The organism is Paenibacillus sp. GCM10023252 (assembly GCF_042653305.1).
Classification (GTDB): Bacteria; Bacillota; Bacilli; order Paenibacillales; family Paenibacillaceae; genus Pristimantibacillus.
Genome location: NZ_JBHSHW010000028.1, coordinates 19994 through 42725, shown reverse-complemented (window position 1 = coordinate 42725; position 22732 = coordinate 19994). Strand labels below are relative to the sequence as shown.

23 protein-coding genes are annotated in these 22732 nt (G+C 51.2%); 10 read left to right on the top strand and 13 right to left on the bottom strand.

Annotated features, from left to right (window positions below; genetic code table 11):
• Positions 1-9: 9 nt before the first annotated feature.
• Positions 10-1476 (bottom strand): PLP-dependent aminotransferase family protein, encoded by a 1467-nt coding sequence (locus ACFO9Q_RS15900; protein ID WP_379183779.1) that lies wholly within the window; start codon positions 1474-1476, stop codon positions 10-12.
• A 102-nt stretch (positions 1477-1578) separates the two neighbouring features.
• Here ACFO9Q_RS15900 and ACFO9Q_RS15895 point away from each other — a divergent pair, with 102 nt between their 5' ends.
• Entirely contained in the window at positions 1579-2964 is a 1386-nt protein-coding gene (locus ACFO9Q_RS15895) for a pyridoxal phosphate-dependent decarboxylase family protein (protein ID WP_379183777.1), read from the top strand.
• 158 nt (positions 2965-3122) lie between these two features.
• On the opposite strand, the gene ACFO9Q_RS15890 is transcribed toward ACFO9Q_RS15895, so the two are convergent.
• Positions 3123-3554 (bottom strand): HIT family protein, encoded by a 432-nt coding sequence (locus ACFO9Q_RS15890; protein WP_379183775.1) that lies wholly within the window; start codon positions 3552-3554, stop codon positions 3123-3125.
• Between the two features lie 154 nt (positions 3555-3708).
• Complete coding sequence (locus ACFO9Q_RS15885; protein WP_379183773.1) at positions 3709-4377, bottom strand: DNA alkylation repair protein; 669 nt, start codon at positions 4375-4377, stop codon at positions 3709-3711.
• 171 nt (positions 4378-4548) lie between these two features.
• Here ACFO9Q_RS15885 and ACFO9Q_RS15880 point away from each other — a divergent pair, with 171 nt between their 5' ends.
• Genes ACFO9Q_RS15880 through ACFO9Q_RS15865 form a run of 4 tightly spaced genes read left to right on the top strand, consistent with a single transcriptional unit; the run spans position 4549 to position 7587 of the window.
• A complete protein-coding gene (locus ACFO9Q_RS15880) occupies positions 4549-5844 on the top strand; it encodes a phytoene desaturase family protein (RefSeq protein ID WP_379183771.1) in 1296 nt (431 codons plus the stop codon).
• The gene (gene sigJ / locus ACFO9Q_RS15875; protein WP_379183769.1) at positions 5822-6688 is read left to right on the top strand and encodes an RNA polymerase sigma factor SigJ; all 867 of its coding nucleotides are present in this window, start codon (positions 5822-5824) and stop codon (positions 6686-6688) included. The genes ACFO9Q_RS15880 and sigJ overlap by 23 nt, the downstream gene beginning before the upstream one ends.
• A gap of 20 nt (positions 6689-6708) precedes the next feature.
• Positions 6709-6984, top strand: coding sequence for a hypothetical protein (locus tag ACFO9Q_RS15870; RefSeq protein WP_379183767.1), 276 nt, complete (start codon positions 6709-6711; stop codon positions 6982-6984).
• A gap of 18 nt (positions 6985-7002) precedes the next feature.
• Positions 7003-7587, top strand: coding sequence for a Crp/Fnr family transcriptional regulator (locus ACFO9Q_RS15865; RefSeq protein ID WP_379183765.1), 585 nt, complete (start codon positions 7003-7005; stop codon positions 7585-7587).
• On the opposite strand, the gene ACFO9Q_RS15860 is transcribed toward ACFO9Q_RS15865, so the two are convergent.
• A complete protein-coding gene (locus tag ACFO9Q_RS15860; RefSeq protein WP_379183763.1) occupies positions 7584-8363 on the bottom strand; it encodes a DUF4386 domain-containing protein in 780 nt (259 codons plus the stop codon). The two genes, ACFO9Q_RS15865 and ACFO9Q_RS15860, sit on opposite strands and share 4 nt — an antisense overlap.
• 197 nt (positions 8364-8560) lie before the next feature.
• Between ACFO9Q_RS15860 and ACFO9Q_RS15855 the strand changes: the two genes are divergently transcribed.
• Complete coding sequence (locus tag ACFO9Q_RS15855; protein WP_379183761.1) at positions 8561-9304, top strand: Bax inhibitor-1/YccA family membrane protein; 744 nt, start codon at positions 8561-8563, stop codon at positions 9302-9304.
• A 153-nt stretch (positions 9305-9457) separates the two neighbouring features.
• Complete coding sequence (locus ACFO9Q_RS15850; RefSeq protein WP_379183759.1) at positions 9458-9949, top strand: SRPBCC family protein; 492 nt, start codon at positions 9458-9460, stop codon at positions 9947-9949.
• A 605-nt stretch (positions 9950-10554) separates the two neighbouring features.
• Here ACFO9Q_RS15850 and ACFO9Q_RS22945 read toward each other — a convergent pair.
• The 3 genes from ACFO9Q_RS22945 to ACFO9Q_RS15835 form a co-directional block, all read right to left on the bottom strand.
• Complete coding sequence (locus ACFO9Q_RS22945) at positions 10555-11463, bottom strand: M15 family metallopeptidase (RefSeq protein ID WP_417621742.1); 909 nt, start codon at positions 11461-11463, stop codon at positions 10555-10557.
• A 75-nt stretch (positions 11464-11538) separates the two neighbouring features.
• Positions 11539-12642: a HAMP domain-containing sensor histidine kinase gene (locus tag ACFO9Q_RS15840; RefSeq protein WP_379183756.1), complete on the bottom strand. Its 1104-nt coding sequence runs from the start codon at positions 12640-12642 to the stop codon at positions 11539-11541.
• A complete protein-coding gene (locus ACFO9Q_RS15835) occupies positions 12635-13330 on the bottom strand; it encodes a response regulator transcription factor (protein WP_379183754.1) in 696 nt (231 codons plus the stop codon). The genes ACFO9Q_RS15840 and ACFO9Q_RS15835 overlap by 8 nt, the downstream gene beginning before the upstream one ends.
• A 171-nt stretch (positions 13331-13501) precedes the next feature.
• Between ACFO9Q_RS15835 and ACFO9Q_RS15830 the strand changes: the two genes are divergently transcribed.
• A complete protein-coding gene (locus tag ACFO9Q_RS15830; protein WP_379183751.1) occupies positions 13502-14995 on the top strand; it encodes a protein adenylyltransferase SelO in 1494 nt (497 codons plus the stop codon).
• Positions 14996-15078: 83 nt separating this feature from the next.
• On the opposite strand, the gene ACFO9Q_RS15825 is transcribed toward ACFO9Q_RS15830, so the two are convergent.
• The 4 genes from ACFO9Q_RS15825 to ACFO9Q_RS15810 all read right to left on the bottom strand — a co-directional run bounded on the left by ACFO9Q_RS15825 (position 15079) and on the right by ACFO9Q_RS15810 (position 18614).
• Positions 15079-16092 carry a FecCD family ABC transporter permease gene (locus tag ACFO9Q_RS15825; protein WP_379183937.1) on the bottom strand — a complete coding sequence of 338 codons (1014 nt, stop codon included), beginning with the start codon at positions 16090-16092 and terminating at the stop codon, positions 15079-15081.
• A gap of 2 nt (positions 16093-16094) precedes the next feature.
• On the bottom strand, positions 16095-17111 hold the full coding sequence (locus ACFO9Q_RS15820; RefSeq protein ID WP_379183749.1) for a FecCD family ABC transporter permease: 1017 nt from the start codon (positions 17109-17111) through the stop codon (positions 16095-16097).
• A gap of 4 nt (positions 17112-17115) precedes the next feature.
• Entirely contained in the window at positions 17116-18072 is a 957-nt protein-coding gene (locus ACFO9Q_RS15815) for an iron-hydroxamate ABC transporter substrate-binding protein (RefSeq protein WP_379183747.1), read from the bottom strand.
• Positions 18073-18209: 137 nt separating this feature from the next.
• Positions 18210-18614, bottom strand: a complete 405-nt coding sequence (locus tag ACFO9Q_RS15810) for a winged helix-turn-helix transcriptional regulator (protein WP_379183745.1) — start codon at positions 18612-18614, stop codon at positions 18210-18212.
• Between the two features lie 179 nt (positions 18615-18793).
• On the opposite strand from ACFO9Q_RS15810, the gene ACFO9Q_RS15805 reads away from it, so the two are divergent.
• Positions 18794-19588, top strand: a complete 795-nt coding sequence (locus tag ACFO9Q_RS15805; protein ID WP_379183743.1) for an SDR family NAD(P)-dependent oxidoreductase — start codon at positions 18794-18796, stop codon at positions 19586-19588.
• Between the two features lie 106 nt (positions 19589-19694).
• Here ACFO9Q_RS15805 and ACFO9Q_RS15800 read toward each other — a convergent pair whose 3' ends face one another.
• Positions 19695-20756 carry an LLM class flavin-dependent oxidoreductase gene (locus tag ACFO9Q_RS15800; RefSeq protein WP_379183741.1) on the bottom strand — a complete coding sequence of 354 codons (1062 nt, stop codon included), beginning with the start codon at positions 20754-20756 and terminating at the stop codon, positions 19695-19697.
• Between the two features lie 196 nt (positions 20757-20952).
• Positions 20953-21534 (bottom strand): NAD(P)H-dependent oxidoreductase, encoded by a 582-nt coding sequence (locus ACFO9Q_RS15795; protein WP_379183739.1) that lies wholly within the window; start codon positions 21532-21534, stop codon positions 20953-20955.
• A gap of 116 nt (positions 21535-21650) precedes the next feature.
• On the opposite strand from ACFO9Q_RS15795, the gene ACFO9Q_RS15790 reads away from it, so the two are divergent.
• A complete protein-coding gene (locus ACFO9Q_RS15790; protein ID WP_379183737.1) occupies positions 21651-22715 on the top strand; it encodes an AraC family transcriptional regulator in 1065 nt (354 codons plus the stop codon).
• Positions 22716-22732 lie beyond the last annotated feature (17 nt).

Below are 22732 nucleotides of genomic sequence, written 5' to 3'. Positions count from 1 at the left end.
GTAACTTCTCTATTCATTCTTCTTTTCATGTAAATGTAATTCCATAATCCGACAGAACTCAATAATGCCTTCTTCAAGTTTCTGATCCTCTAGATAGGAGTAACTAATTCTCATATGGTTATACTGAGGTTCACCTGGATAACATGCTGAACTAGGCAAAAATGAAATATTGGACTGTTGTGCTTTTACAAGTAGTTCATCTGTATTTCCTCTACTAGGCAAAGACACCCAAATGTTTAGTCCTCCCTTTGGTATGATCCACGTAACGCCTTTAGGTGCATATGTATCTAACAGTGCAATTGTTCTATCTCTTCTTATTTCAAGGGCAATACGTAACTTTTCTAGATGTGTATGCATTCTAGTTGAACTTAAAAATGGAATCAACGCTTTTTGTGTTAAAAGTGGACTGCCGAGGTCAGCACAAGATTTGGAAGTTAACAATCGCTGATGAACGGTCCCATTTGAAACCACTGCGCCAATTTTACAACCGGGAGCTAAAGCTTTGCTGAACCCTTTTAAATAAATAACATGACCACTATGATCCAGGGATTTAATCGTAGGTGGTGGTAGAAGATCATCAAAATAGATCTCATTCCATGAGTCATCCTCAACAATAAGAAAACCGTGCCTTTGTGCTAATTCTAATAAATCCATTCTTCTCTCTACACTTAAAACCGTACCTGTTGGATTATGAAACGTTGGAATCGTATAAACCACTTTTGGTTTTTTGGTTAAACATAAAGAAGCTAAAATAGTTGTCTGCATACCATCTTCATCCATAGGAATAGGGATAATATGAGCACCTCGATTTCGAAAAACGTCAAGTGCAGCCGTATATGTGGGTGCCTCGGTAATAACAATGTCTCCTGGACCAATAAAGGTTCTTGCAACGAGATCGATTCCTTGCTGAACACCATTTGTAATTATGATCTCGGAGCTTGTTGTTTCGACTTGGCAATAGTGTTGTAAATATGTTTTGATTACTTCTCGAACTTCATAATCGCCTTGAACTGGGCCATAGCGGGCTACAATTTGCGAATCATCCTGCAAAATTCGGTTTATTTCTTTCGTTATATAATTTGAGGGTAATAATCCTGGATGTATAATCGCACTAGATAATTTAATCGCATTTTCAAGCCCCATATTTAACATGTATTGTGAACGCTGAATATAATCTGGGATGGCTATCTGCCAATCAAAATTGCTAATATTTTGAATCCCGCTACTATGCTTCAGTTCATGTTTTCTAACAAAACCACCCCTCCCATGCTCTAAGTGAATATAGCCATTTTTCTCTAAAAGGGTGTAAGCCTTGCTTACTGTAACGAAACTAACTTGATTTTCTTTTGAAAATGTTCGGATTGAAGGCAATTGGCTACCTTCTTCTAAAGCACCTATGCGTATTTTCTCTGCTAGAATATTTGAAATCTGATTAATTAAAGATAGATCGGATTCGCGATTAAGATTTATTTTCATATTACTCCCCACTGTTATAGTGCATGATTGACTGTTATACATATCACTATATATTGTAAACATAGTGAGCGGCAAGAAAAGTGTTAGAAGAGGAGATTGTAGATGATGAAAGTAATGATCGAAGATCACACTAATATGGAACTTGTACTAAAAGAAGTGGTGCAGCATGCGACCCATTTTTTTAATGACATGGAAGATAGACCGGTATCGATTCAATCCTATGAAATGCCTAAAAAAGAATTATCTAAAATTGGTATTGGAGCAAGTAAAACGCTTGAATATTTCACGCAACACTACGCGAAAGGCTTAAGTGGAAGTGCTGGCTCAAGATACCTGGGATTTGTCACTGGTGGCTCGACACCTGCATCCATTGTAGGAGATTGGTTAGTTAGTATTTATGATCAAAATGTATCTAGCTCACAAGATTCAATTGCTGGTTTAATTGAAGTTGAAACGATTGATATGTTAAAAGGATTATTTAATTTAAGTAATGATTACAGTGGTGCCTTCGTAAGTGGTGCAACCATGGCGAATTTTGTAGGACTTGCTCAAGCAAGACAATGGGTTGCACACCAATTTGGCATAAATACTTCAATTGAAGGCTTGTACAATATGCCACCAATCCAAATATTGAGTGGCGCCCCTCACTCCAGCATTTTTAAAGCAACTTCTATGCTAGGCATAGGTAGAAAAGCCATCAATCTAATACCTTGTCAGGAAAATCGTGAAGCGATCGATATTGAAAGATTAACTGAATTTCTGGAACAAAATAAAAGTGCACCATGTATTGTTGTTGCAAATGCTGGAACAGTTAATACGGTAGACTTCGATGATTTAGTTGCAATTGGGCAGCTTAAAAAGAAGTACCGCTTTTGGTTACATGTGGATGCTGCCTTTGGAGGTTTTGCTGCTTGTTCCCCTATGTATAGAGAATTAGTAAAAGGAATGGATTATGCTGACTCTATTACGATTGATGCACATAAATGGCTTAATGTTCCCTACGATTCTGCTATGCAATTTACTCGTCATAGGCAACTTCAAGTAGAAGTATTTCAAAATAACGCAGCTTATCTTGGAGGTTCTATTGAAAATCCAGATTTTTTTGATCTTACACCTGAAAATTCTCGGCGATTTCGAGCATTGCCAGCCTGGTTTACGCTGAAGGCATATGGAAAATGTGGCTATCAAAATCTTATCGAACAAAATGTAGAGTTAGCGATGCAACTTGGAAATAAAATAAATACTAGTAGTCACTTTAAACTTTTATCTCCAGTAAGATTAAACGTCGTTTGCTTTACTTTAGATAAGGAAGTAATAACAACCGAAATGATTAAGCAATTCCTTGCACGTTTAAATCAACAAGGAAAAGTTTACATGACTCCAACTATATACAAGGGTGTTCCTGCAATACGTGCTGCTTTTAGCAACTGGCGTACAGCAGAAAAAGACTTAGAGATAATATGGGATGCATTAATTGCCTCAGTTTAAGTCTAATTCCTTGGATTTTTAGTTGAAAAGCAGAAAGGCTAAGGCCAGAAAGGCCTCCAAGTATATTACTAAGTATTGGAACTATCCTGCCCGTTACTTCAATAACAACGGCAGCCGACGTTTGGGCGGCTGCCGTGATGTATTTGCTACCGTCCCCATTAACGTAATAGCTGTTCATCGAACAGAGCAACTAACACCGCAGCAGTTTCTTTTAAGCGACCTTTGGCATTTGTTGAATCTACAGGCTCTAACCAACCAAAACCGTCAGATTCGTAGCGAGGGAAGACATGCATATGATAATGGGTCAAATCATTGAACGTCCCGTTGTTTTGAAGGATAGTAATACCATGTGGTTGGAAATGTAATTTTAGCAGCTTAGCGAGGAAACTGGATGTACGCATGACCTCAGTTGCAGTTGCTTCATCTAAGTCATCGACATCGCGGAAATGTTTCTTTGGCAGGATCAGCATATGTCCCTCATTTAAAGGGGCGATATCTAGAATGCAAGTGATCCAATCATTTTCATAAATAATATTGGATTCGACCTCTTTATTGGCCAATTGACAACCTAAACAAGTACTCTCGGACATCTTTCTTCCCCCTTAGTACTGTTGCAAGTGACTCTTACCGTTTACACGATGCTTTGCTACTTTCACGTATCTCTCTCGTTATAAAGCAGTTTGGAGTATCCAAAGGGGTAACTGGCAAAGAACCGACATGGATCCAAAGATTTTCTAGTGGTCACTAATTATTCTGTCGTTTGTTCACTTCAATCGCAATGAACTCCGGCAGATAGCTGGGAGTACATCCTTTTGCTACAATCTCATCTCTGTAAAGCCCCGTGTTCTCACCAAGCTTAATACAACGTGCACGATTCTTCTCATCATAGATGCCTATCCAGCCTGCGGTGAAATTCATAGCCCATTTAACTTCCGGTTCTTCCTGCATAATATTAGCTTCCAACTTAGACAGTAAGTCTGAGGTGTTATCAGGCGGTGCTTGTCCCGTCCATCTCAATCGCGCTTGATAATACCAGAATGCTCGCCTCTGAAGAGCAGAAGGGCTATTCTCCCATGACTCCATCCATGCAATCGTCTTTTTGTCTTTGGAGAGCTGATTAGCCATTAACCAATCCATTAAGTTATTACGCTCATCATATGTGTGAGTCTGCATATCCTGATCAAGCTTACTTAGCAATTCTTGTAATAGAAGTTTTTTATCCATAATTAAGATTGCTAATAGTCTTGGCATGTACTCTTCGGTTGACCAAAGCTCCATAGCTAGTTCATGATTTTTTTTAATGTCCTTTGCGATTTTGCGTAAGTCGCCTAGCTTAGTTTTACTATTGATTTGAGCAAGAATGTTTTCTGCTTTTGAAAAACGTTTTATGTCTGCACCTTTATTTTCGTTCAATTTATACAACTCCTTAATATCGCAGTTGTGCGTATCCAAAGCTTGCTTCATTAGTAATGTAACACAACTCGTATTAAAGCTATCTCCACCTATAATATAGGCTTTATTATTGTCACATTCCACCCCCCTCCCCCGTCATACGGGTATCATAACAAGAGAGGGATGATTCGAATGATGAACGTTGATGTAGCCGTGGTTGGTGGAGGAATAGCGGGATTGACAGCAGCCATCTATGCTGCGAGGGCAGGCAAGCGGACGATACTGCTGGAGAAGCAGAATCGCTTGGGAGGCCGGGCGATTACGAACAAGAAGAATGGAGCTTACTTCAACTTAGGCGGGCATGCCCTGTATGATGGAGATGCGCTGGCAACGTTCCGTGAACTAGGTCTGCGTCTCGAGGGCAATCAGCCTTCCATAGATGGATACGGGGTATGGAAGGGGCAGCTGCTAACCATGCCTATGAGTGTGAAGTCTCTCCTCGCGACTCCTCTCTTGTCCTGGAGAGGCAAGGTCGAACTCGCCTCATGGCTGGCCAAGTTCAGCAAGCTGGATACCCGGCGCTATGATCACCTTAGTCTTCGGGATTGGGTGGAAGGCAATCTGCAGGATCCTATGGTCAGGAATGTCTTCTACTCTCTGCTGCGTACAGCAAGCTATGTGACCTCGCCAGACTTGCTGGCTGCGGGCCCGGTGCTGAAGCAGCTCCAGCGTTCTCTGAATGGCGTGCTGTATCTGGATCGAGGATGGGGCGCTATGCTCGATAATCTTAGAGATATAGCCGCGGCACAAGGGGTAACGATGCTGACGAGCAGCCAGGTTACCCAAGTCCAGCACCAGGATGGAGCCGTACAGCAGCTAAGCTGTGAGGACGGCACGATCGTGGAGGCGAAGCATATCATACTGGCCGTTCCTCCTGCTGCTGCGCTCCAATTGGTACAGAATGCCGAAGCAACCTCCCTCCATGCCTGGGTGAAGCAAGCAATCCCGGTCACAGCAGCCTGTCTGGATGTCGCCTTGCGCCGCCTCCCGAAGCCGAAGCAGCAATTCGTCTATGGCATTGATCAAGCCGTCTTCCTCACGAATCAATCTCGTGCGGCTCATCTCAGTGACGATGGCGCACAGGTCATCTCTGTCCTGAAGTATCAAGGCGAGGACAATAATACGGAAGCCGATCTGCGTGAGCTGGAGGGGCTTCTTACCTTGGTCCAGCCAGGCTGGCGGGATGAACTAGTTGCGAAGCAGTACCTTCCGAACATCACCGTGTGCCACGACTTCATGCATGTCAGACGCGGGCAGCTCCCGGGTCCGGCCGTTCCTGAGATTCGCGGCTTATATGTAGCAGGGGATTGGGCTTCCCATGGCGAACTTCTCGTGGATGCCGCTACGGCCAGTGCGAAGAGGGCGGTAGCTCATCTGCTCACACAGGAGGAGGGGAAGCCCCAGTATGCACATCGAACAGTTATATAGCACGTATCGCAAGCCGCTCTTCTCCCTGGCTTACCGAATGCTGGGGAGTGTCATGGACGCGGAAGACATGGTTCAGGAAGCATTCCTTGCTTATGATCAGCTGCCAGACCGAGCAGCCATCCTTAATGAACGGGCCTTCCTATATAAAATCGTGACTAACCGCTGTCTTGACCTTCTCCGTTCGTCCGCGCACAAGAGGGAGCTCTATGTGGGACCATGGCTGCCAGAGCCCTTATTGGATGGGGAGCGGAATGATCATGATCCTTCCCAGGTCTATATGCAGCGGGAATCCCTTTCTACCGCCTATTTACTGCTCTTGCAGCAGCTGAACGCGGTGGAGAGGGCCGTGTTTCTTCTTCGCGAGATTTTCAACTATACGTATGATGAGATTGGGGATATGGTTGGCAGAAGCACCGTGAACTGCAGGCAGATCTTCCATCGCGCGCAGCGAAGCATCCACTACCAGCCGGATCTGGCTCCTTCCATCTCGGTGGCCGAAGAGAAGGTGCGAGAGTTCGTGAGCTCTCTCCTGCAGGGAAATAGGGCGAAGCTGCTTGAGCTCGTCAGCGAGAATGTGGTGCTCTACTCCGATGGAGGAGGCAAGGTTAGAGCGGCTGGGGTTCCGGTTGCCGGGATTGAGCAGGTGCTGAAGCTGCACCAGAATCTGCTCAAGATGTACGCGGGGAGCTACACCTACTCCTTCCTGACGGTGAATGGGGGGCCAGGTATTCTCATTCAGATGAAGGGCGAGCTTCGCTATATCTATTCCTTCGGATGGGAGAACGATCAGATTCGGACCATCTACACGGTTGCGAATCCGGATAAGCTGAGGCATGTGCAATGACAAGAAGGAGCTAGAATAACTTGAATCAAGTAGATGAGATAGATGATCTGAAGGAAGATATGATGGATAAGAAGAGGTTAGCCTATCCTAGGCTTAAGCTTGTATTCGATGTAATCGGCATCATTGGGGTCGTTATGCTCGTGGTGAAGCTGGGACTGCTGCTCCTTCGTCGATTCACAGAGCTGGACTTCGTCCCGGAAGGCGGGAGCTTGTATCTGAACATAGGATCCTTGCTCCTCATGGTGGTTGGGGGCATTGGATCAGGGGTGCTTAAGGAGAAGTACGTCAGAGAATGAAGGGGGGAGCCGGTCAGAGTGAAGTCTATTCTGTTGAAGTATATGAGTCAGCTCACCACTCTCTCTGCGGAAGAGCAGCAAGCTATTGTAGATGAGATTCAGGTGGAGTCCTTCAAGAAGGGAACGATCCTCCTCCGGCAAGGAGAGGTCCCCGTGAGCTGTTACTTCATCCTGAAGGGCTGTGTCAGGCAATACTCTGTAGACGAAGCGGGCAGGGAAGCCACCTCGAACTTCTACACCGAGGAACAAGCGATTGCTCTGTTCAACCAGCACAAGCTGGATCAGTCTTCGGAATATACCTTCGCCTGCCTCGAGGATTGCGTGTTGATCGTCGGCCGTCTGGATGAGGAAGCTGCCATGTACCGCAAGTACTCACCGCTGGAATCGATGACGCGCAGGATGGTCGAGCAGAGCTTCGGTCAGGTGCAGGAGCAATTCGCAGCCTTCATCGCCGCTTCCCCCGAGGAGCGATTCCGAGGACTACTGCGCAGCCGCCCGGAGCTCATCCGCCGAGTCCCTCAGCATCAGCTGGCAAGCTATCTCGGGATGACGCCGGAGTCACTGAGCCGGATTAAGAAGAGGGTGCTGCCTCAGACGGATTAGTGGGAAGCTGGTTGACCAGGGCTAATGGGATTATCGAGATTAACGGAATTAACGGGACTATTAGCAGGCGGAACTGCCTTGCCACCTCTTGAGAGCAGCCATACAGCAAGCGCAAGCTCCCCTGCTGCCATAGGAGCGGTTAGGATGGCCTCAAGCAGACGAATGAACGAATCATAGTCCGGTATGAGCAAGTGACAACCATGAACCATCACATAACCTGTGCCTGCCAGCAGCAATAATCCGCCAATCCATCTCGGCATACGCAGCGGCTGCATAGCGATGGTCCCTACTACTAGCAGATGTGTGCCGAATACGATTAATCCCAATGACCACATGGTGTCAAAAGCCTGCACATACAGCATGGTCTGAGCTTGAAGCTGATCGTTAGGCATGCCAGATTCGGTGTTCATCGTGAGCAGACGAGCATAGATTAAGTTCATGACGGCCACGCCTAATAAGGCGGTGTAGAGGAGCCGGAGCCAGGCGCCCAGCAATGCCATCGGTTGATTCGTCGGCTTCAGATAGAGATACAGAGACCAAGCCGTAATCAGGTCGCAGATTAGAATAAGAGTCCAGCCTGCGATGCCAGCAAGGAATAGACCAGCATGTGTCGTTAGGTTCATGTAGGTGACCGCAGCATCCCCTTGCTCCAGCAGACGGCCATGAACATAGCCATAGGAGAACATGGCAGCGAGAGCCATAAGCAGGAGGGCAGTGCCAGCGGTCAGAGCATAGCTTCGCTGGTTAGGTCGTGGGTGTGATGATGTTCTTGTCATTTTTTTAGGAGAACCCCCTGCTTCATCTTAATCGTGATACGCTCATTGTACTTGGTATGGGGGAGCAGCTCCTTGACTTAAGTCAAGGAACGGAACAAGACGGAGAGGCCGGCATGGCCAGACAAGTTCATACATTACAAAGGTCCTCTGTCGTGTTAAAATCTAGGTAAATATACCTGATAGGGGGACTTGCATATATGTTAGGAAGAAGTGGTAATCCAACGCTTAATGAGAAGACGTTCGAGCGCGGCGGCGGTCAATTGTACTCCGGCAGAGAAGCGATGACGATTGAAGGTACGGTGAACAAGATGTTCATCCTGCTCGCCATTCTGCTCGGAGCGGCGGTCGTCGTCTGGTCGATGTACTTCGATGGGCAGAACGTGATGCCTTACTTATTAGGAGGAGCGATCGGCGGACTCATCACTGCGCTCATCATTAGCTTCGTGCCTCGGACAGCGCCTTACCTCGCTCCGGTGTACGCTGCGCTTGAAGGACTGTTCCTTGGAGCCTTCTCCGCTAGATACGAAGCGCTGTACGGAGGCATCACACTTCAGGCTGCGCTGCTGACCATGAGTGTATTCGTGGCCTTGCTGGTCGCCTACCGGACTCGTCTCATTCAAGCGACGAAGAACTTCCGGCTTGGCGTGTTCGCCGCTACGGCTGGTATTGCCTTAATGTACTTAGGCAGCATGGTGCTGGGCCTGTTCGGTATTACGGTTCCTTACTTGCATGAGAGCAGCCCGATCGGGATCGTCATCTCGCTCGTCATCGTCATCGTTGCTGCACTGAACCTCGTGCTGGACTTCGACTTCATCGAGTCAGGCGCTCAGCATGGGGCACCGAAGCATATGGAATGGTACGGGGCATTCGGTCTCATGGTCACGCTCGTGTGGCTGTACATCGAGATTGTGCGCTTGCTGTCCAAGCTGCGCAGCCGTTAAGCTGCGCTAAGGGATATATAGGTTGCAAGGGAAGAGCGCTCGGCTGGGATGCGGCGGGGTCTCTTCCCTTTTTTTGGGGGAACACATGCATGAAGAGACTTGGTATCGGTGAGAGTATAGCTAATAGAACTTAGGAGATTGGGGCAGTGGGTAATGAGCGTGAAGCAATGGTCCGCAGAGATTGAGATCCATGCGCCGATTGAGCAGGTCTGGTCGTACCTGGACGGGTCGCTTGCGCAGATGCAGAAGATTATGCCGCAGGTGGTAGCGAATGATCCGGTGAAGGTGACAGAGGAGAAGGTAGGCAGCGTCTACCGTCAGCAGTACAAGGAAGGCAAGCGGATTCAGGAGTATGATGTACATACGCTCGAATACGCTAACCATCCTGGAGACAAGAGAGTGAAGATCGGATTCACCTTGGCGAATCTGTTCGAGATTACGGCCTTGTATGAGCTGCACGAGGTGAGAGAGGGTGTCACGAAGCTAAGGTATACGGCGACGAACAAGCCGCTGAAGTGGTTCGTTAAGCTGTTCATGGTGTTCGCAAGCGACAAGGTCGTCGTGAAGTTCCTGGAGCGGGTGAGAACGGTGGCCGAGGCCGAGGCAGAGACAAGGGCGAGTGGTGACGCGAGGGTGGATGGCTAGTGTGCTACCCCTTGCAGCTGCCTAGGGCAGGTGGATGCCGAGGGAGATGGTCGGCATTGACCGCTATGCCGTTAAGACCTCTGAGAGGTCTTAACAGAACATTCCACCCACTGGCGGGTGACCTTAAGACCGCTGAGGAGTCTTAAGCAGCCGTCTAGGCCGACTACTGAGGGATTATTGATACTTAAGACCTCTGAGAGGTCTTAACAGAACATTCCACCCACTGGGGGGTGACCTTAAGACCGCTGAGGAGTCTTAAGCAGCTGTCTAGGCCGACTAACAGAGGGATTATTGATCTTAAGACCGCCGAGAGGTCTTAAGTGACCATTCCACCCACTGGCAGGTGACCTTAAGACCGCTGAGGAGTCTTAAGCAGCCGTCTAGGCCAATTACCAGAGGGATTAACAATACTTAAGACCGCCAAGCGGTCTTAATCTTACCCCGCTTAACCTTCCCCCACTACCCCATCAACTGGCGGAGAGTGCCCCCCTTGTTGACTCGACCCCTAACCCTGCTCTCAGACATAATCGCCGCTTCAATGCTGGGGATTATTAATGTCGGTACGTTTTTTCATATGTGATATGAGGTCTGTACCTATCATCACTTCAGGGATGCACCGTCACGATTACCCCGTCCATATTGTTCCCGGAGAGCTCGTATTGCTCATCAGCGCCTAGAGGCACCTGAACCTTCCTGTCCTCTCTAACCGGATAGTACATCACTCGGTAGACAGCCCCCTTAATCGTAGCAGTGAGAGCAGGGTTGTCCCTCAGATAATCCAGGTACTCCTCCAAGGTCAGATTCTTCTCTCTCATGATGACGCTGTGCGGCAGGCCGACGTAGCGGAAGTGCCAAGGCTCATAGCGGATGCCTGTAATGTCTGTCTTATCCTCGGGGTAGCGCAGGATGAACCCGTAGGACCAGGCATGCTTCTTCAGCCACTTGCCTTCAGGCGCACGGCTCATCTCCTCCTGCGTGGAGCCGATATCAAGGGACAAGCCCAGATTATGCTCGCTGTAGCCCGCGGGCAGAGCATAATCCTTGCCCATCAGCTGATAGAGCTCATCCTGCTTCGCAGCATCCCGGTACCCGCTGTTCAGCTGATAATGACGAACCCCATCCCGGTCAGCCGCAGCCATCATGCCAAGGAATGGACGCATCACGCTCCTGGAAGCCTGGATGGACGCATCCAGCAGCCCGTATCCTCGAACAAGCTCCTCATGGTGGGCCAAGGTGACGACGTCGGACTTCACACCCTCGGACCGTACGGGGTGATCCTTATTCACTAGCAGCAGGTTCCCTTGGTAGACATGCTTAGCAGTCAAGGTTATCATCACGGATGGCTTCCCTTGGACCTGGTCTTGCACGTGAGTCTGCTCCTTAGCCTGGACCTGCTGGCCTGCCTTCTGGTGAACAACCAGCTTCAATTCCGACTGCGATCTATGCTCTTGCGCTGCTCCATATCCGATCATCAGCACTATAATCATCATCATGCCCCACATTCTCACAACCATTCTGCCTCCTCGATCCACTTATGAATCCAAGGATACGGCAAGAAGATTAAGAAGAAGCGGGCAAGCTCATTAAGTTTATCTTAAATCTGGTGTGCCGCGAGGCAGCCTCACTTCGAACACCGTGCGAATCACACTGCTCTGGGCCGTAATCGTCCCTTGATGCTGCTCCACGATATTCCTCGCAATATATAATCCCAGGCCGGTGCTTCCCCCGTGATGGGTACGAGCCTGGTCCCCCGTATAGAACATGTCGAAAATATACGGAAGCTCCGCCGCCGGGATCGTGTCCCCGTAATTGATGACCTGAATGAGCACGTCCTCCTCCTCTGGAACGCAGCGAATATCAACGAATTGACCATCCTTGCCGTAACGAATCGCATTGGACAGGAGATTCTCGAATACACGGGCCAGAATATCGCCGTCCCCGGCAATCATGAGATGAGGAGTCACTTCCAGTCGGCTCGCCAGGTCATTCTTCTCATAGAGGGGATACATCTCCTCATTCAATTGGATGAGCAGCTCACTCATATCAATGGGCTTCTTCTCAATCGTTATTCGTCCGTCATTCATTCGCGTAATATTGAACAGCTCATCAATCAGCTTCTCCAAGCGCTGTGACTTGGTGTAAGCAATAGCGGCATAATGCTTCACCTGATCGGCTGTCAGCTGGTCATCCCTCAGGATGTAGTCCAGATAGCCAAGCACAGACGTCAGCGGTGTTCGCAGGTCATGGGCCAAGTTCAACACCAACTGATCCTTGCTGCTCTCTGCGAAGTCGCCTCTCTCCACCGCTTCCTGCAGCTTGGCACTAGCCAGATTGATTGCCTTCCCCACGTCGCCGAACTCGTCATTGGATGGGAGGTGAACGCGATGCCCGAAGTCACCGCTGGCCAGATGATGAATCCCCTTCGATATCTCCTTGAAGTAGGCGGCGTAAGGCTTCGTAAGCAGGAAGAAGAACAGGATGGCTAACGGAATGAATACGATCAGGAAGAAGTTCAGGTCACCGAATTCATAGATGCTACGGCGGAGTATAGCTAACGGGTCGCCAGCCTGAACCCCTTCATAGTAGGAGCGCAGAGCTCTGTATAACAGATACGTAATGGTGCCGGAGAGCAGCAGACTTAAGCCTAGCAGCACGATCATTCTGAACCGGAAGCTTCGCATCACACTACTCATTGAACGTGTACCCGACTCCCCATACCGTCTTAATCCGCTTATTCTTGTGCTGGTCCTCACCGAGCTTCTTGCGCAGCGTGCGAATATGGACCATGACCGTATTCCCGCTCTCGTAATAGGCCTCACCCCACACCTGTTCGAAAATATGCTCCGCACTAAACACCTTCTTAGAATGGCTCGCGAGCAGGTACAGAATGTCGAATTCCTTCGGCGTCAGCTCGATGTGCTCCCCATGCTGGATAACGGTGCGCTTATCCGGATCAATGACGAGTCCTCCGGCTTCAAGAATCGAGCTCTTGCCCGTTATCGGCTGATTCAGCAGCTTGGAGCGGCGCAGCTGGGCATTAACCCGGGCTACTAACTCCATCGGGTTGAAGGGCTTGGTCATATAGTCATCGGCCCCCATGACTAGTCCTGTTATTTTATCGAGATCGGTAGTCTTGGCGCTTAGGAATATGATGGGCATATGATGCTTCTCCCGAATGAGACGAGTCACCTCATATCCATCCAGCTTGGGCATCATAATATCAAGTATGACCAGATCAATGGAGTGAGAGGCAATTGCCCGCACGGCTTCCTCCCCATCCGACACCTTCAGGAGATGGTATCCCTCCCTCTCCAGATGCAGGGCAACCAAGTCCGCAATCTCTCTCTCATCATCGGCTATCAATATCGTCGTGCGATTCATATCGGTTAATCGCTCCTTCGTCTCATTAGGTAAGATATATACATAATGTCCCTGGATAGTCAACTTCAGCGCAGCAAGCGCGGGCAAGCCACGGCGGGTAATTAAGGGTATAATGAATGGATAAGAACAGACAATCCGATAGTACTCTCATCGTACGGAAGGAGATACCTAATGACCATCGACCAATCATCCCACTCCAGTGAGGCGGGCTGGAACTTAGATAACAGCTATACCGGTCTGCCTGAGACATTCTATACGCTGCAGACGCCGGTCCGTGTTCGCGCTCCGAAGCTCGTTGTACTGAACAGCCGTCTGGCGGAATCGCTGGGCTTGAACCCTGACGTGCTGAAGGGCGCGGCGGAGGTATTCGCAGGCAATGAGATTCCTGAGGGGGCCCAGCCTCTGGCTCAGGCGTATGCGGGGCATCAATTCGGACACTTCAACATGCTGGGCGACGGTCGGGCGCTGCTCATCAGCGAACACATCACGCCTGCAGGAGAGCGCTTCGATATTCAGCTTAAGGGTTCGGGACGGACACCATACTCCCGCGGCGGCGATGGGCGGGCGGCGCTTGGGCCGATGCTGCGTGAGTATATCATCAGTGAAGCGATGCATGGGCTCGGCATTCCCACGACCCGCAGTCTGGCTGTAGTGACGACCGGAGAAGAGGTCATTCGCGAGAGTGTCCTGCCAGGTGCGATCATGACCCGGGTGGCAGCGAGCCATCTGCGGGTGGGCACCTTCCAATACGCCTCGCAGATGGCGGAGCGGGACGATCTTCAGGCGCTGGCCGACTATACGCTGAAGCGGCACTTCCCTGAAGCGGCCGCTGGAGGTGAAGGAACGGGAGAGGGGCGGTATCTCCAGCTGCTGAAGGGAGTGATCAAGCGTCAAGCTTCACTCCTCGCCAAGTGGCAGCTCGTTGGCTTCATCCATGGAGTCATGAATACGGATAATATGGCGCTCAGCGGAGAGACGATCGATTATGGACCATGCGCGTTCATGGATACCTATGACCCGGCTACCGTATTCAGCTCAATTGATCGACAAGGACGCTATGCCTATGGCAACCAGCCGGGGATTGCGGCATGGAACCTAGCCCGATTCGCGGAAGCGCTGCTGCCGCTGCTGCATGAAGATGAGGATGGGGCGGTTGCACTCGCACAGGAAGCAATCGCTGGGTTCGCGGAGCACTATCAGCAGCACTGGCTGGACGGCATGAGAGCTAAGCTGGGGCTGTTCGGGGAAGAGCAGGAGGATGAGCAGCTGTTCCACGACCTCCTGGGCCTGATGAAGGAACACCGTGCCGATTATACGAATACATTCGTTGCCTTGACGACTGGCAAGCTGGAGGAGTCCCCGCTGTCCTGCGTGAAGGAATTCGCACAGTGGCAGGAGAGATGGCAGGCAAGGCTGGGGAGACAGGCACAGTCAAGAGAGGACTCCGAGCAGCTGATGCGCAGCAGCAATCCGGCAGTCATCCCGCGCAACCACCGAGTGGAAGCCGCGCTGGAAGCAGCGGAGCAGCGTGGAGATTACAGCGTCATGGAGTCGCTCGTTGCGGTGCTGGCTAATCCTTATGCTTATTCACCAGAGCAAGCCGAGTACGCGGAGCTGCCAGGTGACTCCCCAGACCGGCCATATAGAACGTACTGCGGGACGTAAGAGCGGGTTGGATAGATAGACAAATGTAAGAAGGCTGCCCGTCACAGGGCAGCCTTCTTAGGTTAGGAATAGTGTTCATTCCGCTATCCTCTGCGCAGCAGAAGCAGCATGAAGTATGGTGCGCCTATCAGCGATACGATGATGCCGGCCGGAATGCCGCCGGAGGTGGGGATGTTACGCCCGATCGTATCCGCGAGCAGCAGCAGCCAGCCTCCAATTAGGATAGCCACGGGCATGAACAGCTGGAAGCGGGGGCCGACCAATGCCCGAGCGATATGAGGAGCCATGAGGCCGATGAAGGCAATGCCTCCGGTTACCGATACAGCTGACGCTGCAAGGGCGACGGCTGTGAGCAGCAGCATGGTTCGTTCGCGATTCACGGACACACCTACTCCTACGGCTACTGCATCGCTAAGTCCGAGCAGATTCAAGCGATTCGCCTTCCAATATGCGTACGGCATCAGGACGAGCAGCCAGGGCAGGAGAGCGAGGACGAATGGCCAGTCCGTTCCCCATATGTTCCCCGCCATCCACTTCGCGATGAAGTCGACCTTGGTCCGGTCCGCGGAGGAGATCAAGACAATCATGAGCCCGGAGAACGCGAAGGCGAAGCCTACTCCATTCAATACCAAGCTGATGGGCTGCAGCCCTCCGAGCCTCTTGTTGTAGGACAGCAGGTAGAGCAAGACAGTCGTTCCTATGGCTCCCACGAAGGCGACGAGTGGAATCATGAAGGCGAATGTCCCGATATCGATAGGCATGAACAGGAAGAAGACCGCAATAGATACGCCAGCTCCTGAGTTGATGCCGATGATGCCGGGGTCTGCGAGATCATTGCGGGTAATGCCCTGCAGGATGGCGCCGGACAAGGCAAGTGCCATCCCTGCCAGCAACGTCACGAAGATACGCGGGAGTCTCAAGGAGTAGAGGACGAACTCTTCTTTGAAGGTTCCATGGCCAAGCAGAGTGGGAATGAGCCGATCATAGGACAGCTTGGCAGAGCCTAGTCCCATCCCTGCAACGATCGTTGCAAGGATAAGTACTGCCAGTATGAGCAAGATGAACCGCTGCTTCTTAACAAGTGGGGATCCCTTCATCCTCATGAGAATGCCCTCCCTGCTCTGCGTGCAACAATCAGGAAGAATGGCAAGCCCAATATAGCTACAATCGCGACGACCGGCGTCTCGAATGGCGCATTAAGCGTCCGGCCGACGGTATCCGCTGCCAGCATGAACGTGGACCCGACCAACGCGGACATGGGCAGCACATAACGATAATCTGTTCCGACGATGGCTCGTACGACATGAGGAATAGCAAGCCCGACGAAGGCAATATTGCCAATCAGAGCCACAGAGGCTCCTGCAAGAATGATGATGACCGCGAATAAGACAGCTCTAACCTGTGCCGTTCGCTGACCGAGGCCAACAGCTACTGATTCATTCAAGCTTAGAATAGTCAGTTGCCTGGACAGCAGCATAGCAACGAATAGCCCGCCCACGATACATGGAATAACAACCTGGAGCTGGCTCCAGGTTGTTCCAATCATGCCTCCAGCCGTCCACATGGAGACGTCCTTCGACACCTTGAATGTAATGCCGATGCCTTCGGCAATCGCTAGGAGGAAGGCAGATACAGCCGACCCGGCAAGTACGATGCGCAGAGGGGACAGGCCGCCTTGCCGGAGCGAGCTTAGCCCGAACACCATCCCCGCACCTACAGCCGCACCGATGAAGCAGGCAACCATCGTGAAGGAGTAGCTGGCTGATGTGCCGAAGGCAATCGTCATCGCAAGCGCTGCATTAGCGCCGGCGGTCAGCCCGAGCAGACCGGGATCCGCAAGCGGATTCCTCGTCATGCCTTGCATGATCGCGCCAGATACGGCAAGAGCGGCTCCGACTACGATCGCAGCAATCTCTCGAGGCAGCCGAATCTCACGAATGATGAGAATCTCCTCGCTGACTGCATCAGAGGTCATGCCAAGCCACACATCCTTCACCGATATATCTGCTGCACCGAACACCATGGCAGCAACGAAGGCTCCGAGGAGCACAATCGCAGCTGCGATGAACTTGTAAGCAATGGGGATTCTACGGCGAACCGTACGAACTGAACTCATGCTCTTACTTCCCTAGGAAGGACTGCTTGAAGAAGGCTAGCTGCTTCTCAAGCGTGACAGGATCACTGAAGGATGCGCCATTGCCGAGCATCTCATATACCCGATTGTTCTTCACTGCAGGAATGTTCTTGTACGATTCCGTCTGCTGGTAAGCCGTATCCGCATCGGTGTACTTGCTCAGGATGACATAGTCGCCCGCATATTCCGGAAGCACTTCAGCCGAGATCGTGTAGTAGCCGGCCTCTAGTGCGACCTTCTTGACGGATTCCGGCATCTTCAGCTTCATGGCCTGATAGAGAATCTCGGTACCGCGAGCCCAGTTGTTGCCGTACACGTACAGATCCTTCCCGAAGCTCTCGATGACGGATACGGTAGCATCCTCGCCAATCTTCGCGCGAATCTCTTCCCCAGCCTTCTCAGCCTCAGCCTTGAATTCATCGACCCAAGCCTGAGCTTCCTTCTCCTTGTTCAGCAGCTTGCCGATCTCAACGTGCTGCGTCAAGTAGTCAGCCTTGCCCCAAGTATAGGTGACAGTCGGAGCAATCTCCTTCAGCTTATCTAGATTCTTAATATTCGACAGTCCAATAATGAGATCAGGCTCCAGCTCAATGATCTTCTCCAGATTCTCATCGGATACTTCTGCAACATCCTTCATCTCCTGCTCGAAGGTAGGGTTCGACTTCGACCAGACATCTGTGCCTACAACGTTCACTCCGAGGTGGAGGACATTGCCCGTGAAGCCGGACAGCAGGATGACACGCTGTGGATCAGCAGGAACCTCAACCGGTCCTGTCTCGGACTGGTATGTAATCGTGGTGGCTTCCTTGTTCCCGGAGTTGGCGTTGCCTTCAGCCTGGCTGCCTTCGGCGCTGTTGCCTGAATTGCTGGTACTGTTACTGCCGCAAGCACTGATTAATAGAATAACGAGCAAGAGCAGGAATGGAACGGATAGCTTCTTCATATGAACGACTCCTCGAATGATAGTAATGTATTGATTGATAATAATTATCATTGTCAACGAGAATAAATTTAACTCGATTTAAGCTTAGTGTCAAGTCGTAATTCATTATAAGGTGATGACACTGGTGATCATTACACCTAATGATTACCAGTGTCATGCTGCCTGTTCAGGATGCCTTCCTCTAATACGTCATACTTATTATCATAATTCCGCTCGATATGTCTCTCCCCCCATAGGCACAAGGAGTCTAGAATGCTCTTCAGAGACCAGCCGTAATCCGTTAGGGAGTATTCTACTCGTGGAGGAACTTCGTTATAGACCTGGCGGTGAACAATCTCGTCTTCCTCTAATTCCCGTAGCTGCTGGGTAAGCACCTTCTGTGTAATGCCTGGGATCAAGCGCTTAAGCTCGCTAGTCCGCTTCGTACCTAGAATGAGATAACATAAAATTAATACCTTCCACTTGCCGCCGATTACTTCAAGGGAAGCTTCAACCGGTATGTTGTACTTGTGAATGATGATCTGTCCCTTCCGCGAATTCATTATTCTAGTTACTTATAAGTACCTTGGATACTTACAGGTGCTATTGCTACTTATAAGTGCGTACTTCTCAGTCTGTCCATTCTCCATCATAATAACAGACATGCAAAGTAACAAGCGATTGCGTAGAGCTCAAGCTTGGGCTTCATATATCAGACATTGGAGAGGGGATAGTTAGACATATGGATCTTAAACTTAGAGATAGATTAGTGTTGGTTACAGGCTCAACAAGCGGAATAGGTAAAGGCACGGTCAAAAGCTTCCTGCAAGAAGGGGCAAGAGTCATTGTGAACGGCAGAACGGAGCAAACCGTTAAGTCAGCCGTGGAAGAGCTGTCTACGTATGGTACGGTATATGGAATTGCGGCCGATGTAGCAAAGGCTGAGGATTGTCAGCAACTGGTGAAGCAAGTGAATGAGATTGGCAGTCTAGATGTGCTCGTGAATAATACTGGCATATTCGAAGTCAGGCCCTTCGCTGAGGTGACAGATGAGGAGTGGCTGAATTATTACCAAGTGAATGTGTTAAGCGCCGCAAGGTTATCACGTGCATTCCTGCCAGGCATGATGAGTCGCAACTTCGGCAGAATCATTAATATTGCCAGTGAGGCGGGCATTAAGCCTTACCCGGAGCTCATTCCTTATGGAATGACCAAGACATCCTTGATTACTCTATCAAGAGGGCTTGCCGAAGTGGCTAAGGGAACGAGAGTGACTGTGAACTCCGTTCTTCCCGGCCCAACATGGACTGAAGGATTCGCCCAGTTCATTACTGATCTGGCTGCAGAGAAGGGGCAGCCGCTTGATACCTTCATTACGGAGTACTTCAAGCATGATGTCCCTACCTCGCTCATTCAGCGGTATGCAACAGTGGAGGAGGTCGCGGATACGATTGTATTCCTAGCTTCGGAGAATGCTTCAGCAATCAACGGTGCTGCTCAGCGGGTTGAAGGAGGAATTATTCAATCCATCCTGTGAACGATGTAGTTCATACCGAGGCCCGATGGGCACCTGACCTGATCCATCACTCACTCATCAACACGAATAGACTGGCTGCATCCACGCAGCCAGTCTATTCTCTATATCACGACAGCTTAGCCAGCTCCTTGTGCACAATCGGCGCCACCTTGGTGCCGAGGAGCTCAATTGCGCGCAGCACCTCGCGATGCGGCATCGTGCCGACATTCACATGCAGGAAGAAGCGGGTGACACCAAGGTTCCTGCGCAGAAGAACGATCTTCTCCGCCACGAACTCGGGGTCTCCGACATAGAGCGCGCCTCGCAGGCTGCGAGCTTCATCGAAGGCCGAGCGGGTATAAGGAGGCCAGCCGCGCTCACGTCCAATGACATTCATCTGGACCTGCGTAGGTGGGAAGAACAGGTCTGCAGCCTGATCCGTCGTCTCCCCGACGAAGCCATGCGAGTGCGTCGCAATCTGCAGCTTGCTCACGTCGTGGCCAGCCCGGGCGGCCGCTTGCTTGTACAGATTGACGAGCGGCGCGAACCGCTCCGGCATGCCGCCGATGATGGCGAAGGCAACGGGAAGGCCGAGCGTGCCTGCGCGCACGGCAGACTCTGGCGACCCGCCAGTCGCAATCCATACGGGCAGCGGGCTCTGCACAGAGCGCGGGTATACGCCCAGATTGTTAATTGCGGGGCGGTGACCGCCGCGCCAAGTGACCTTCTCTGAAGCGCGGATGGCGAGCAGCAGCTCCAAGTTCTCCTCGAACAGCTCATCATAGTCGTCGAGGCTGTATCCGAACAGCGGGAAGGACTCGATGAACGACCCCCGGCCCGCCATAATCTCTGCCCGCCCATTCGATAGTCCATCCAGCGTCGAGAAGCTCTGGTAGACCCGAACCGGGTCATCCGACGACAGCACCGTCACTGCGCTCGTGAGCCGAATCTGCTTCGTCAGCCCAGCCGCTGCTGCGAGTACGACAGCAGGCGCTGTGCCGGCATAGTCTGCACGGTGGTGCTCCCCAATGCCGTAGACGTCCAGACCGACTTGGTCAGCCAGCACGATCTCTTCGACCGCATGGCGAAGTCGCTCCGCATGGCTCATGATCTGTCCCGTCACCGGGTCCGGTGTCGTCTCCAGGAAGGTGCTAATGCCTATCTCCATTCGTGCATGGGGCTGCGTCATCTCTTCATTCCTCCATCTGTAGCTTCATCGTTATCCTTATAGTTATTCCCTAACCAATACTATACTATATAATGTATCTAATTAATAGTGAGTATTAGGCATTGGGAATCAGGCGTTAAGAGAACTGGCTAATTGTTAGTGAAAAAAGAGCAGCAACCCCGCAGTATCTAGGGGTTTGCTGCTCTTGTGCTGTCGCCTACCCGCGCTTCCGTCCCAGCTCCTCCACCTCAGTGAGCCACTTCGCGCGCTGCTGCTCTGTGGAGGAGTTAATCGGGCTGAGCTCGGTGATGCGCACCGGGTTGATGCCGCAGAACTGAAGGACATTGCGCCTCACCACTTGATGCCCGGCCCGCTTATATAGGAGGCGGTTGTACCAGGAAGGGGTGTCCAGCGTGACGATGAGCCTGGCGGACCGCCCCTTAAGCAGCTTATCCCAGGTCATGGAGTTCGGACGGGTCTGGTAGGCGAAGCCTGGCAGCAGCACGCGATCGAAGAATCCCTTCAGCAGCGCTGGTGTGGTGCCCCACCAGATTGGATAGACGAAGACGAGGTGATCTCCCCACTTAATTATCTCTTGCGCTCGAAGCAGGTCGTCCTCCAGCTCCATCCGCTGCTGATAGCCATGCTTCAAGATCGGATCGAACGTTAACGAACCGAGATGCAGACTGCGCACCTCCGCTCCGCTTGCCGTCGCACCCCGCTCATAGGCTTCAGCTAAGGCTGAACTATAGCTTGCTGCACTTGGATTGCCATTCACGATCATTATTTTACTACCCATATTCTTCCTTCCTCCTCGTACGTGATAAGATAGATTAAGCATAATCTAGAGGAAGTCCATGGAATATGATGAAGGATGCCGGAATGTTATTCAATCACGCAGGAGGTGCTGAAGTCATGCCATCAAGACTCGCGGCGGATCAGGAGTCAATCAGGCCGAGCTATACAGCGGAGATCGGAGTGAGTGTCTCCATGGTCTATCCTATACTGAGGACGCTGGTAGACAAGGGCCTCGATAAGGATGCATGGATAGAGAAGGCTGGGTTCGACGTGGCGCTGCTCCGTGATACGGAAGCGAAGGTGGAGGATGAGCACTACGAGCGACTAACGGACTTAGCTGCTGCGATGGTCTCGGATGAGCTGTTCGGCTTGCACCAGGGTCAGAGTGTAGAAGTAGCCGACCTAGGAATCGTGGGCTATGTCATGCTGCATTCAGGGACGATTGGCGGGGCGCTGGCTGCCTATCAGAGGTACAATGCCCTCGTCTGCAACAATTATAATATCCACTGGGAGCCGGATGGTGATGACGTCGTGCTGACCATTACGTATCACCATCCGCATCGGCCTCCGGCTCGTCACTGCGTGGAGGATATGACCAGCTCACTGTATCATCTGATGGTGCGGCTGGCATGCCGTCCCATCGCGCTGCAAGGGGTACGGTTCACCCATGCACTGCCATCGCTAGCTGGGGAGCAGGCGTATGCCGATGTGCTAGGTGTAGTGCCGGAGTTCGAGGCTGCTGAGAGCAGCTTCCGAATCCGGAGGGAAGTGCTTGACTATCCTGTCTTATTCTCAGATGCCAAGCTGCTAGCGACGTTCGAAGCGATGGCCGAGGAGGCTAGACGCCGTCTCGTACAGGGCCGGCAATTCTCGGATGAGCTGCATCAGTGGCTGCTGAAGCAGCTGCCGAAGGCGTTGCCTAGCTTGAAGGAAGCGGCGCGTGCTCAGCATATGAGTGTGCGAACTCTGCAAGTAAGGCTGCAGCAGGAGCAGACAACGTATCAGGAGCTGCTGAATCAGGTCCGCAAGGAGCTGGCGTTCAGTTACTTGGTCCAGCCGGATTACAAGATCGGGGAGGTTGCCTACTTGCTGCACTTCTCCGAGCCAAGCGCCTTCCAGAGTGCCTTCAAGAAGTGGACGGGAGTCACACCGCGGCAGTATCGGCAGGAGAGCATCCGCTGATCCGCTCATTCGTTGAT